Origin of the sequence: Weizmannia agrestimuris, assembly GCF_943193165.1 — a bacterium.
Taxonomy (GTDB): domain Bacteria; phylum Bacillota; class Bacilli; order Bacillales; family Bacillaceae_C; genus Weizmannia; species Weizmannia faecalis.
Genome location: NZ_CALPDC010000063.1, coordinates 1 through 12,364, shown reverse-complemented (window position 1 = coordinate 12,364; position 12,364 = coordinate 1). Strand labels below are relative to the sequence as shown.

General features: G+C 44.4%; 10 protein-coding genes and 1 riboswitch. Of the genes, 4 read left to right on the top strand and 6 right to left on the bottom strand.

Annotation, left to right across the window (positions count from 1 at the left end; genetic code table 11):
- The 3 genes from NFR98_RS14740 to NFR98_RS14730 all read right to left on the bottom strand — a co-directional run.
- Positions 1-474 (bottom strand): transposase family protein (locus NFR98_RS14740; RefSeq protein WP_496197723.1); only part of this gene is annotated, 474 nt, incomplete at its 3' end.
- A gap of 965 nt (positions 475-1,439) precedes the next feature.
- Entirely contained in the window at positions 1,440-1,859 is a 420-nt protein-coding gene (locus NFR98_RS14735) for a helix-turn-helix domain-containing protein (RefSeq protein ID WP_035183676.1), read from the bottom strand.
- Positions 1,860-2,628: 769 nt separating this feature from the next.
- Entirely contained in the window at positions 2,629-3,252 is a 624-nt protein-coding gene (locus NFR98_RS14730; RefSeq protein WP_251460488.1) for a histidine phosphatase family protein, read from the bottom strand.
- 346 nt (positions 3,253-3,598) lie between these two features.
- Positions 3,599-3,746: riboswitch (cyclic di-AMP (ydaO/yuaA leader) on the top strand.
- A 202-nt stretch (positions 3,747-3,948) separates the two neighbouring features.
- Between NFR98_RS14730 and NFR98_RS14725 the strand changes: the two genes are divergently transcribed.
- The 3 genes from NFR98_RS14725 (at position 3,949) to NFR98_RS14715 (ending at position 8,081) form a co-directional block, all read left to right on the top strand.
- Positions 3,949-5,256, top strand: a complete 1,308-nt coding sequence (locus NFR98_RS14725; RefSeq protein WP_110134171.1) for a cation:dicarboxylate symporter family transporter — start codon at positions 3,949-3,951, stop codon at positions 5,254-5,256.
- A gap of 378 nt (positions 5,257-5,634) precedes the next feature.
- Positions 5,635-6,780 (top strand): metallophosphoesterase, encoded by a 1,146-nt coding sequence (locus tag NFR98_RS14720; RefSeq protein WP_026684954.1) that lies wholly within the window; start codon positions 5,635-5,637, stop codon positions 6,778-6,780.
- A gap of 386 nt (positions 6,781-7,166) precedes the next feature.
- Positions 7,167-8,081 carry a DUF1002 domain-containing protein gene (locus tag NFR98_RS14715; RefSeq protein WP_179234661.1) on the top strand — a complete coding sequence of 305 codons (915 nt, stop codon included), beginning with the start codon at positions 7,167-7,169 and terminating at the stop codon, positions 8,079-8,081.
- A gap of 22 nt (positions 8,082-8,103) precedes the next feature.
- On the opposite strand, the gene NFR98_RS14710 is transcribed toward NFR98_RS14715, so the two are convergent.
- From NFR98_RS14710 to NFR98_RS14700, 3 genes are read right to left on the bottom strand one after another with little or no spacing between them, the layout of a single operon-like run.
- The gene (locus tag NFR98_RS14710; RefSeq protein WP_251460486.1) at positions 8,104-8,973 is read right to left on the bottom strand and encodes a hypothetical protein; all 870 of its coding nucleotides are present in this window, start codon (positions 8,971-8,973) and stop codon (positions 8,104-8,106) included.
- A 27-nt stretch (positions 8,974-9,000) separates the two neighbouring features.
- Positions 9,001-9,423, bottom strand: coding sequence for a DUF6114 domain-containing protein (locus NFR98_RS14705; protein ID WP_017551460.1), 423 nt, complete (start codon positions 9,421-9,423; stop codon positions 9,001-9,003).
- 24 nt (positions 9,424-9,447) lie between these two features.
- The gene (locus tag NFR98_RS14700) at positions 9,448-10,056 is read right to left on the bottom strand and encodes a DUF6230 family protein (RefSeq protein ID WP_014097216.1); all 609 of its coding nucleotides are present in this window, start codon (positions 10,054-10,056) and stop codon (positions 9,448-9,450) included.
- A gap of 286 nt (positions 10,057-10,342) precedes the next feature.
- Between NFR98_RS14700 and NFR98_RS14695 the strand changes: the two genes are divergently transcribed.
- Positions 10,343-11,878 carry a response regulator transcription factor gene (locus tag NFR98_RS14695; RefSeq protein WP_110134170.1) on the top strand — a complete coding sequence of 512 codons (1,536 nt, stop codon included), beginning with the start codon at positions 10,343-10,345 and terminating at the stop codon, positions 11,876-11,878.
- Positions 11,879-12,364 lie beyond the last annotated feature (486 nt).

Sequence of the window (12,364 nt, the reverse complement as noted above, 5' to 3'; positions counted from 1 at the left end):
CACTCCTTCTTTTTTTGTTTTGGAGTTATCAAAAGGGGAGACATCCAGATCAACCGGGATATACGGCTTGTCTTTGGAGTAAACTGGGCTAATTTCCGCATTTGTATTGCGGATCAGATTCAGCGATTCTTCATGCAAGATCGCTTTCCATTTTTCCGTCAAGGCAGCATGGTCCAATCGCTGCCTTAAAGTCGGGCTGGAAGGAACCCTTTGGATATCCAAAGCCAGTGCAAAAAAGGCATCTTCGCGGAAGGTTTCAATATTGTCATAATCACTTTTTCCTTGGCAAAGCAGGCCAATATAGGATTTGGCTACATCAGCATTGGAACAGACGGGATTTCTGGAAATATCAGGGAGTCGATAGGCATTTAACCTGGAAGCTAAATTCGTTAGATTTAGTAAATTCCCTACTATCGCTAAACCGCTTTGGGCAACAATTCGTTCTTTCGTGGCTTCTATCACTAACTTTTTCATTAGATCACCTGAATGTGGAATGAGTTAAATTTAATGGATATGCTTATTATACTAGATTTCATGCGAATGGGTTAACGTTAAGTGAAAATTTCGTCACGGATTCAGGTTTAAGTTTTAAAAATCCAGCCTGAGTATCCATTACATGGAGAACTACTTTTTGCGGCAGACAACAAACTGGCAATATTTTGTTTATTTTTTATAGGATAGTTTTACGGAGACATATTAATTACTAAAATTTGAAACACCGAAATCTAGAGTCGCTGGTACTAGTGAATTGTTTATTTTTTTCCCAACCTTTATTGGTTTATGGAATTAAGTACATAAATCAGGTTAAAGGTCTTAAATGTCAAGTTCTTTTCTAATTTGTCGTATTTATACGCTTGGGAAAATTGACCGTGATAGCGAGACAAGTCATTTATGATCATGCTGGTTTCTGAGAAAAACCAAGAAGTATCGTAATTCGTAAAGCTGGAAAGTATCGGAACAAGAGGAAAACCCCTTACCATATCCGAAATTTCCGATGAATTTAGTAATCCCCGATTAGAACATGCTCAACGAATCAGATTTTAACTTGTAACCGATTTGTCAACAAGTGCTGTCTCGATATTATAGAAGAAATGCTTGAGTGCTGTCTTCTCTACAAGTTGAATTAGCTTTAGCGTGCAAATTTTTCCCTGCATTTTTGATGAAACCTTTACATTAAAGTTGGCCAAGCTGACCGAATCCTTGTCAAGCCTCTACCCTTGTTTATTCAGTAAGTCCCAAGTAAGATTTGCTGAGCAAACCTTACTTGGCTTGTATTCGATTCATTCAACAAAATCCAAACAGAAGAAAGCACCCATAAAACTGATTAATTTCGATTTCGCCGCACTTCCAAACAACTTTCGGTCTAAAATCCCCCTTGTTTTTTCGTTCCTGGAATTCTTTCAGAGTCCTGGGCTTTTTCGTATTCAGCCGCCCCCCGATTATGTATTTCTGTCATCCTCGTCGTCCAGTTCCCTGATCAAATTCCAAGTCTGATAAATCCGGTTTGCCATTTTCTCAGGATCTTTCAGCATCATTTGGTATAAATCCGGCTCATGGCTCAACGTTTCAAGCAGTTTCTTTTCCGGATTACTGACCGCTTCATTTGTCTTCAGACCGGCATGGTTGGTAAGGCCCAAAAGATAATCAATTGAAACTTTTAACACTTGCGAAATACGGTATAACACCTTAATAGAAGGAAAACTGTATCCAGTTTCGTAGTTCGAAATGTTCCGGTCGCTTACCCCGACTTTTTTCGCAAGTTCAGGCTGGCTGTAGCCTTGAGCTGTCCGCACTTTTTTCAATCGGGCTGCGAATATTTCTTTAACGTTTTCCATGTTTTCATTCCCGTGATCGGCCATTGCTACTGCTCCTTAAAAAAAATCAAAAAAGATGGTTGACTTCCAAAATAATTGTGTATAATATAAGTGTATAGAAATTATTTTGTTGAAGAGCATCTGTTACAAAAAGTTGACAAAGAGCCGGAGACACAAAGAAAATAGATGCTTCAGCAAAAAATACCCCCCTATTTTCTCATGATTCTTACTTACTGTTCCCAAATTCAAAGTAAGAGTAATATGGTCTCCAGGCTCTTTTTTTACAGTCTCCCTTCCAGTTTAGCATGAAAACGATGCTGATTTAACCCCTTTTTAAATTGTAAACGCTTTCATTAAAATGACGGGTCTATTTATCCACCCTTCCATAACACCGTTAACGATTCTAGTCCCATACTGGCACGCAAAAGGGTTGCTGAACGAATTCCATTCTGGCTTTGCCTCAATATATAAAAGAATGCCTCTATCGGAAAGAGGAATGCTAACTTCTCTATACGTTGAACTGACTTATGCGGGCAAAGATAAGTCCGGACAAGCGGTCAGTCTCTTTACCAAGTCCACAGTTCGCAACCCCTCAAGCAGGCAGGACAGTTCCATGCCTTTATAAAATCGACATTCCCTGTTTTCCTTTACATGACGTCCATGTCCACCAACCTTATCCCAGGTTTAGAGGAAATCAATTATAAAAAAGCATTGTAGCTTACGTTCAAAATGCCCCAGCCCCAATATAGCCTCTGCCCATGCGGTTCCATTGTTCAACCGGCATGGGCAGGGTTCTACAGCATAGGTGCAACTCTCAACTTTTTATGGAAGATAAGTGCGTATTAAGATTAATGGCCAGAAATCCGGCGTTTTCCGGGATCTCTTTATAAATCGTAATTCCAGTATTGTCTTGTGGGATCATCCGGTAATTTTTAAACGGGACTTCAAGGGTTCCGGCGACGAAAAAGCGGATTGCCATGCTGTGGGCAACAACAAGAACGGTTTCTTCCGGATGTTTCTCCACCAGCTCATCGATACAGGCACGGACACGGTTATAGACCTGGACGGCCGTTTCCCCCGTATAACCCGCATGTGTCGCACCCGGATCTTTTAGCCAGGCCTCCCAATTATCCGCATATTTTACGGTAAAATCTTCCTGGCGTTCTCCTTCCCAGGCACCGAAGTCCGTTTCGACAAGACGTGGATCTTGATGGATTTTCAAATTCCGCCCCTTAACAAGTATTTCCGCCGTATGGACAGCACGGCCCAATGTGGATGCATAAACAACATCAAAAGGAATGTCCTTTAAAACGCCTGCCGCCAGTTCCGCCTGCCGCACGCCCGTCTGCGACAAACCGATATCGCTTCTACCGCAATATCTGTTCCGGTCGGCGTTCCATTCTGTCTGGCCATGGCGCACAAAATAAAAAAGTGTCATAATGTACCTCTTTTCACAAAGTATCAACTGGCTCTATTTTAACAAATTGAGGAGTGGAATGCTATTTCCGGTCAATAAGACTCCTTTCATAATCCATGAGAAGAACACTCTCTAGATGTTCATTTAGCTGTGTACATTTCGGTAATAGAGTGCCTGCCCTTTTTTTCACTCATTCGCCTCTTCCAGTAAAGTTTTACCCATACCGAATTGTCGGATATGCAACGCGATCGCGCCCGAGCCCTCCCTATAAAAAATTTATTTGCTATATTATATTAAAATATTATATAATGGCAAAGGACGCTAAAACATTGAAGAAGGATGAGTTGTTTTTTTATTTTTTAAAAACTTCATATCATCGCTCAATTACATGTTTATGTAAACGGGGGAACCAACAGGTGTTCTATGCACCAGGGGTGAAACCTTTCATTGAAAGGTAGGGAAACTCTTTATTCCCTAATCCGTCAGCTAACCTCGTAAGCGTCTGGAGAGAACTGTGTGTGTTTTTTGGACACGCCTTTTAAGCAAAAATGCTGCGAAGGAATTTCTCTCTTTCGTGGTTTTTTTAATCCACAAATTTGGTTTTCGGGGTAAAGCCGGAAACTGGCAGGACTTGCGATTTGAGTTTTACAAACAATCCGGTATGCAGCTTGCGTACTGCGCTTTTTGAAAAATATTGGCATCTGGGAGGGAAACTTCATGAAAAGAGTGAGCTTAGCCTGGCAGATTTTTATCGGCCTGATACTAGGTATTGCGATTGGCGGCATTTTCCACGGCAATGACACCGTGGCCCATATTCTCCAGCCGTTTGGCGACTTCTTTTTGCGCTTGATTAAAATGATTGTGATTCCGATTGTCGTTTCAAGCTTGATTGTCGGTGTTGCCGGCGCAGGCGATATGAAACAGGTTGGAAAGCTTGGCCTGAAAGCATTGATTTATTTTGAAATTGTCACGACCATCGCGATTGTAGTAGGACTGCTGGCCGGAAACTTGTTTCATCCGGGGACAGGGGTGGATATGGGCTCATTGGCAAAAACATCGATCAGCAGCTATGTGGAAACAACAAAAGAGACGCAACACAATGGCATAGTCGATACGATTTTAAGTATCGTGCCGACGAACTTGTTTGAATCCCTTTCACAAGGGAATATGCTTCCAATCATTTTCTTCTCTGTCATGTTCGGGATTGGGGTGGCAGCCATCGGGGAAAAAGGAAAACCGGTGCTCCGCTTTTTCCAGGGTGTCAGTGAAGCGATGTTTTATGTCACTAATTTGGTCATGAAAGTGGCTCCGATCGGTGTATTTGGCCTGATTGGTGTAACCGTTACACAATTCGGCCTCAAGTCATTGATTCCGCTAAGCAAGCTTGTTTTCACGGTTTACGGCACGATTATTTTCTTTGTGGTTGTCGTGCTTGGCCTGATTGCCTGGCTTTTCCGCGTAAATATTTTCAATCTCTTCAAAATCCTGAAAGACGAATTGATCCTTGCTTATTCCACTGCAAGCTCGGAAGCGGTGCTGCCAAGGCTCATGGAGAAAATGGAAAAATTCGGTTGCCCGAAATCGATCACCACACTGGTGATTCCGACGGGGTACTCATTCAACCTGGACGGCTCGACCTTGTACCAGTCGCTGGCGGCGCTGTTTATCGCGCAAATGTACGGGATTCACATGTCCATCGGTGCGCAAATTTCGCTGGTGCTTGTGCTGATGGTTACATCAAAAGGCATCGCCGGTGTTCCAGGAGTTTCATTCGTTGTCCTTTTGGCGACGCTGGGGACGGTCGGGATTCCGCTTGAAGGCTTAGCATTTATTGCTGGCATTGACCGTATTCTGGATATGGCAAGAACAGCCTGCAATGTCGTTGGCAATACGCTTGCAACCATTATTGTGTCAAAATGGGAAGGAAAATATGATAAAGAAAAAGCAGAAGCGTACCTTGCCGAAATCAGCGGCGGCGGGCACGATACTGATGCCAAAGATCACAAATATGTAACGGAATCTTAAGAGATGAGCGATGAAGTTAAAAAAGGTGCACTGCCGGAATAGAGGCAGCGCGCCTTTTTTGTTTGCGAGTAAAGAACGTCGGTAGTTTTTTACATTTCCATCAAATTATGCTAGCTCTGTTGCCTACTGGAGTCATGATGCAAATTGGCGCTTGGACTCGGTGTGAAAACTTCATCCGTATAAGTTGAACTCCTTCTTGATGTGTCGCCAGAAGAAATGCTTACCTTGATCGGCTTTGATTTTGGAGCGGTACAGATTTTTGTCGGGAAAAATTGTGCCTCTCTTTCCAAGGATTGTTACCGGTCGGACTGAAATAATGAGCGCCCTAGGGCACAAACTATTCACAGCAGCATGTATTGATTTTTTGGAGGGATAAAGATGGACAAAAAAATGCTACTGTGGGTAGCGGTACTGTCCCTCGCTCTTTTTCCCCGGACGGAACATGCGGATGCGGCTTTTTGGTTTCAATCGAAACGGGCCACTGTCGACTTGCGTTTGCTGGAGACATCGGATTTGCACGGCTATATGCTGAATTATGATTATGCCGCTCGCACTGAGGCGGAGACTTATGGCCTTGCTCTTACGGCTTCACTCATTGCAGCGGAGAGGAAGACGGCAAAAAATACGATGCTGTTTGATGATGGGGACTTACTTGAAGGGAACGAAATGGCTGCTTATGTTGCCCGTCGACCGTTAAAAAAGGGGGAAATTCATCCGTTTATCCGCGTGATGAATCATTTAAATTACGACGCAGCGACCGTGGGCAATCATGATTTTCATTACGGACTTGATTTTTTGAAACAGACGATCAATGGAGCAAAGTTTCCGTTTGTAAATGCCAATATATACTATAATTTCGAAAAAAATGATACAGATGACCAAAATTTTTTCAAACCCTATGTGATTCTGGATAAAAAAGTGGAAGACCGGAGCGGGCACCATCATCATCTGAAAATCGGGGTCATCGGATTTGTTACGCCTTCAGTCATTGAATGGGAAAAACCGAGCCTTGGCGGCAAAGTCAAAGCAAAGGACATCCTGCATACGGCTGCCTGGTTTGTCCCGCGAATGAAGGCGGAAGGAGCCGACCTGATCATCGCGCTTGCCCATTGTGGTGTGGATCCGGCTGCGAAACAACCGTTTTATACAGGCGATGCCGTTTATTTATTAAGCGAGGTAAAAGGGATCGATGCTATTCTGTTTGGGCATCAGCATCGGGTGTTCCCAAGCGAATTTTTTGCCGGCGTCCCCGGCGTCGATATCCGGAAAGGGACAATCAATGGCGTGCCAGCAGTAATGCCCGGCAAGTGGGGGAGTCATCTCGGCGTGATCAGTCTCACTTTGGAAAAAAAGGGAGAGAAGTGGGAGATGACGCAGGCACAATCGGAGGCGAAACCGGTATATGCCATCCACAATCAACAGGCAAAATCCATCGTTAGACCGGATCCGGACATTGTTCGGATGACCGCCGAGCTGCAAAAAAACGTGCTGGGGTCCAAGTTTACTTTATATAGTCGAAACTAATTTGCCCATGCCGCCTTTGTTGCGGCATGGGCATTGAAGTGAAGGAAGAGGACGGCGGGGCATATCTTAACGTAGAGGTTTTCTATGTTAAGGAAGAACGTGAAAGTCTGCATCTATCTTAAAGTAGATGTGTTTTAAGTGAAGGAAGGGCATGAAAAATTGCGTCTATCTTCACATAGGGACGCTCTAAATAAACTTTCCGTACATGGTTAAAATTGTTGCACCTCCCTCACACTAGGCCCTGGTTTTCTCATCATATTTTTAGGGAAAACGGAAGGTGCAATCGTGTATAATAGAAATGATGCATCATGATGAGCAGGTTTGTAGGCTTTTGAAATGGCAGCGCGGCAAGCCCGCAACATTTCAAAAAGGGAGGAAAAAAAAGAATGCTAAAAAGATTGGGATGGATCTGGTTCATCGCTATGATTGCGCTTGGGTTCACCATGAACGGCGTGGCAAAAGCGTCCGGCGATAACAGTACAGTGATCGATGAAAAATACGGGAAACCGATCGTTGCGACAGGCGCGGCTCTTTCTGCCTCGCAAAAAGCAGAGGTGGAAAAGGAACTTGGCGTGGACGATGCAAACAATGTCGAAGAGATTACCGTAACCGGCGATGATCTTGTCCATTACATCCCTGATGGCAACCGCAATTCGAACATGTATTCATCCGCAAAAATTACAAGAACGGACTCCGGCGGTATCCAGGTGAATATTGTAACACCGGAAAATATTACAGAAGTAACGGCGGATATGTATAAAAATGCGCTGCTCACTGCCGGAATTAAAAATGCGGAAGTAGAAGTGGCTTCCCCGCTCAAAGTAACCGGACATTCAGCGCTTGTCGGTATTTATAAAGCTTATGACAATTCGGATAAAACCGGGGATAAACTTAATTCAGACCGGACGGAAGTGGCCAGCCAGGAACTGAGTGTTGCAACGGATCTGGCGAAAAAGGAAGGGTTAAGCAATGATCAAGTGACCCAGCTTCTTACGGAAATTAAGCAGGAAATTGCAAACCAGCATCCGGCAACAAAAGAAGATATTGAAAAAATCGTTGATGATAAATTGAAGGATTTAAACATCAATTTGAGCGATTCCGACCGCCAGCTGCTGTATGATTTATTCGACCAGATGCGTAAGCTCAACATCAATTTTGGTTCGGTCAAAAGCGAATTGAGTTCCTTGTCCGACAAACTGAGCGATAAGATCAACAAAGCGGCCGGAGACAAAGATTTTTGGCAAAGCGTAAAAGACTTTTTCCAAAACATCTTTGACGCGATCCGGGGATTATTCCAATAATGGGAAAGAAGGCAGTGCGCCCCTAATTTCCGGCGCTGCTGCCTTCTTTTTGTTGAACATTTTTATCTGTGCTGCTCTGATCCTGAGCAGTCTTTGTAGTGGTGCGATTCTTTTCCGTTTCCTGACCGGAAGCAGGTTCTGTGCCAGTGTTGTCCAATTTTGTATCATCTGTGTTTTCTGATTCCTTATTTTTATTTTGATCCGTAACCTTGCCATCCGTTTTCGCATCGTTATGTTTTTCTGTATCCTGTTTTTCTGTTTTCGCTTTATCCTGCGTGCCATCCTTCGCTTTATCAGCCGTATCAGACTTGTCGTTTTTTTCTTCTTTGTTTTTTTCAGGAGTGCCGCCCTGCAGCAGTTGTGTCAGCTGATCAGCCTGCTTTCGCAATGTTTCCTCATCTGAACCGGAAGTGTCAATATCGGCTGCGCCGGTTTCCATCGATAGGTTAAGACCCGGCAGATCGGCATTGTCAGCAAGCTGTTGATGGGCAACAAGGCGGACGTTTTTCATGCCGATCTGTCCGGCTTTTTCCGGAACGTAAATGCCGCCAAAGTTCACCTTTGTGGCATCGACCCGCATATTTTTCAATTGAATCGGGCCGGGGGCATTCATATGGATCGTCACCGGTCCCTCAGGCGTTTGCAGCACTTTTGTGATTTTCAGGCCGTAAATGGTGACATCCGCATACTGCAGGCGGAGCATGACCTGATTTTGTTTTGTCGCTGTATCGCCTGCTGTAATCCCGGGCGGAAGCATCGCGCCTTCCACGCGGTCTGCTTCAATGATGAAGCCGTCTGTTACGGGGGATTCAGCCACTGAAATGTTTGTAAAAAAGCAAAAATTAAATGCAATAAATGCGGCTGTCAATAGGAAAGATTTTGTTTTCTTCACTTGCCTCACCATTTCTGTGTATAGTCTTTATCTTTCTTCTGCACTCCCTGCGGCAATTTCTTCCATCGGGCCCACACCAGCCGGCACTTCCTCCTGCCTGATTACCCGCCATGAAACAGATAAAGACCCGCCGATTATACCGAGCAGGGTTCCAATGAAAAATCCGCCCATCGCCCCCATGATGGAAAGGACAGACAGAAAAATGGCCAAAATGCCGAACACCATATTAAATTTTGGGAAAAAATAACCCATTCCGCCGATCAGAAAAATCAAGCCACCGAAAATGAGGCCGATCGACACCATGCTTCCGGGCGCGGCTGCAATTTCAAGAAGTTGGACCGGCACATATAAAATGATCATCCCGGAGAGCAACGTAAACGTTGCCCCCCAGAATGGCCGGCTTCTTCTCCAGTTTCTAAATTTCATGCGGAACATATGGAACTTGCCCATTATGATCACTCCTTGAAGAAAAGCCTATTTTTTGACAAACTGCACTTTTAGGTTCGGAAGATTTGCGACTTTTTGGAATAGGTAATGTGTATCCAGGCTGCCGTTTTTGATCGTTAAAGTATCTGCCCCTTGTGTAAAAGCCTTTGAAGCAGCTTGAGGGTCATCGGCAGTGACATAATTTTCCGAAATATTCATATTGGTGAAGACTGCATCCCCCTGGACAAGCGCAGCTTTTTGAATCAGCCCATTAAGGTGTACAGGTGTGTTTCCGTCGCCCGCCGTAATTTTCACCTGGTAATCGCCAAGAACCGGAATCTTAACATCTTTTGAAATAACCAAGTCCTGGATCGTCACTTTATCAATTTCATTGACAAAGACCGGTTTGACATGGTCCTCCCCTTTGGATGGATCCCCGTATAAACTCCCGTATAATTTAAACCCGGTACCTTGCATTTGTTTGAATGAAACATTGAATTTGCCAATGCCGCCGACAGTTGCTGCAACGGCAACCCCGTTAATGCCGAGTACAGCTAAAAGTCCCCCCAAAAAAATAAGGCCTGAAAGCAGAGCGGTAAAAAACCATTTTTTTGAAGTTCTCCCTTGTCCTTGTAAGACTAATGCCCCTTCGTTCATGTAACAATCCTCCCCTTTAAAACTTGATCATTTAAAAAAGATGGTACGCTAAAATATTTAGGTGAAAAATCCCCTCCTTTCCAAATGATATCGCTTACATTTTTCTTTATTTTATTCATTTTGGACAAAAAAATATATTCCTATTATTGTAGGGAATTCAATGGCTTATGGCCTACAAATATCGTGTCGGAAAGCCGGTATGTTTTTTTGCGCGCCAACCAGGCATGATTATGATAATATTATAGGAAAAAAGACCGGTAAGGGGTTAGACAAAGGAGGGAGAAAGGTGTCGCTGTCGTTAAATGCGCATATGGACATGGTCATGAAACATGGAGTGGACCTTTTGCGCTCGCACCAGCAGCAAATTATTGCGGAATGTACGGGAATTTTGCAGTATTTGGGAGAAACACATAAAGGCAGTGCGGATGCTTTTGAATTCGCTTTCAATTGTTTTGTCGCCTTTTTCCGTTCCGGCCAGCAATCGGTTGAGACGCTGATTGACGATATCCGGTCGCAATGGGTGAAGGAATTCCACCGCCCGCCGGAACCGCATGTTCTCATCTTTATTTTAACACTGATTGAAAACTCTGTTCATAAAGCCATAAAAGAAAGCACGACCCGGTCTTTTCATTTGCATCCTTCCGTCCAGTACCTGTTTTCGAAAATCTGCGAAGAAATGCTGCTCATTTCCAAACAGGAAACTTTTCAAATGGATTCATTTTGTGAGCAGCTAACCAAATCCGAGCAGCTCAGAATCGAGTGGATTGCAAGGGTCAGCCATGTGGATGGGGGGTACCGGCTGAAGAAAGTGATCGGGATGGAGGAGAACGCGATTGACAGCGGGCTGTTTGAACGGACGGATCCTTCATGGTTTTGGCTGTCGGAAGCGCTGCTGAAGCGGACGCCGCGCCGGAAACCGGATGAAAGGCGGGATGTGTTTCCGGTTCCGTGGAAAAACGAGACGTTGATTTTTTGTATGAGCGACCAGGATGTTTCGGCCACAATCCCGTTTTTAACCTATGCGATGCATTTGTTGCAGATGGAGGAGGAACGAAACGGAAAAGTATATGCGGGCGACCAGTGGAAAGATGCAGTCATTTTATTTAACGAATGGATTATGCGCTCCCAGGATTTAAATGAAGCGATCCAAAACATCGCTTTTGGTTACGCACAATATTTGCCGTTTGAGCGCTGTGCCCTGTTCCGTTATTCGCAGAGCGATGCCGCGGGATTCGGCCTGTTCGGCTACCATTTTAACAATACGGCAATCCGGAATATAAAGGAGACGATCGACCGTTTCCCTTCCATTTCCAAAATATTGCTGGGGAAGGGGCAGCAGGTAAATATGGTACAGCATTTCCAGCCGCTGTATATCCCAAAAGCGTCAGAAGAGTTTCCGATGCAGTATGTGAAGGAGTTTGAGCTGGAATCGGTCGTGGTTGCCCCGATTTATGTGCCGTCAGAAGGGGTGTTAATTGGCGGTGCCATTTTGGACCAGGGGCCGGGGAAGTTTTTTGAAGTGGACAGCAGCACATTTACGGCGCTGTTGAAATTCGGTCAGAGCGCAGGTGAACTGCTGGCCAAGTTTTTAAAAGCGAACCAGTGGGACGAAAAGCAGCCGGAACTCGTCCAGCTGTCCGCCCGGGAAATCCATATTTTGCAGCTCTTGGCGGACGGGGCCTCGACGACGGAAGCAGCGGAAATGCTGCATTTGAGCGAGTATACGGTCCGGGATTATGTCTCAAGCCTGATGAAGCGGCTTCACGCTAGAAACCGGACGGAAGCCGCTGTAAAAGCAATGCGGCTTGGGCTGATTCATTGAACTCGCCATTTTCCTCCGTTATGCACTTTTTTTAAAAGGCGAAGTCATGAGGGCTTGCTGAACGAATCCGATTTTGAGTTTGTACCCAATTTGTCAGCAAGCCCTGTCTCAAAGTATAGAAGAATCCATTTGCGAAAATGTGTAATTTTGTCTTCTTAATACGTTGAGTCGGTTTTCGAGTGCTAGCTTTTCCCTGGAGTTGTTGTAAAAATTTTTGCCAAAGCGGTCAGCATCCATGCCAAATTTGGGGATTTTGCTTATACAGCAAATCCTACGTAGGTAAAAAATTGTGTGTAAAATGATCGAAGTCCGGGTAAAATACTTTTACATCCTAGAGTCTGCTGCAAAGTTCAAAGCCCCCGAATTTGCGGGGGCTGTAAATTTGACAAAATAAAAGTCTCCCAAAAAAATGGTATGTGTAAAATTTTACTCGAAGGGGCAAATGAGTGGAAAAAAATGGGAAGACGCTCTATCATCTAATTGTAC

Bases quoted from the DNA above. Each gene is read 5' to 3' on its own strand.
- NFR98_RS14705 (WP_017551460.1), bottom strand. From the start codon at position 9,423: ATGGGCAAGTTCCATATGTTCCGCATGAAATTTAGAAACTGGAGAAGA.
- NFR98_RS14735 (WP_035183676.1), bottom strand. From the start codon at position 1,859: ATGGCCGATCACGGGAATGAAAACATGGAAAACGTTAAAGAAATATTC.
- NFR98_RS14730 (WP_251460488.1), bottom strand. From the start codon at position 3,252: ATGACACTTTTTTATTTTGTGCGCCATGGCCAGACAGAATGGAACGCC.
- NFR98_RS14715 (WP_179234661.1), top strand. From the start codon at position 7,167: ATGCTAAAAAGATTGGGATGGATCTGGTTCATCGCTATGATTGCGCTT.
- NFR98_RS14725 (WP_110134171.1), top strand. From the start codon at position 3,949: ATGAAAAGAGTGAGCTTAGCCTGGCAGATTTTTATCGGCCTGATACTA.
- NFR98_RS14720 (WP_026684954.1), top strand. From the start codon at position 5,635: ATGGACAAAAAAATGCTACTGTGGGTAGCGGTACTGTCCCTCGCTCTT.
- NFR98_RS14700 (WP_014097216.1), bottom strand. From the start codon at position 10,056: ATGAACGAAGGGGCATTAGTCTTACAAGGACAAGGGAGAACTTCAAAA.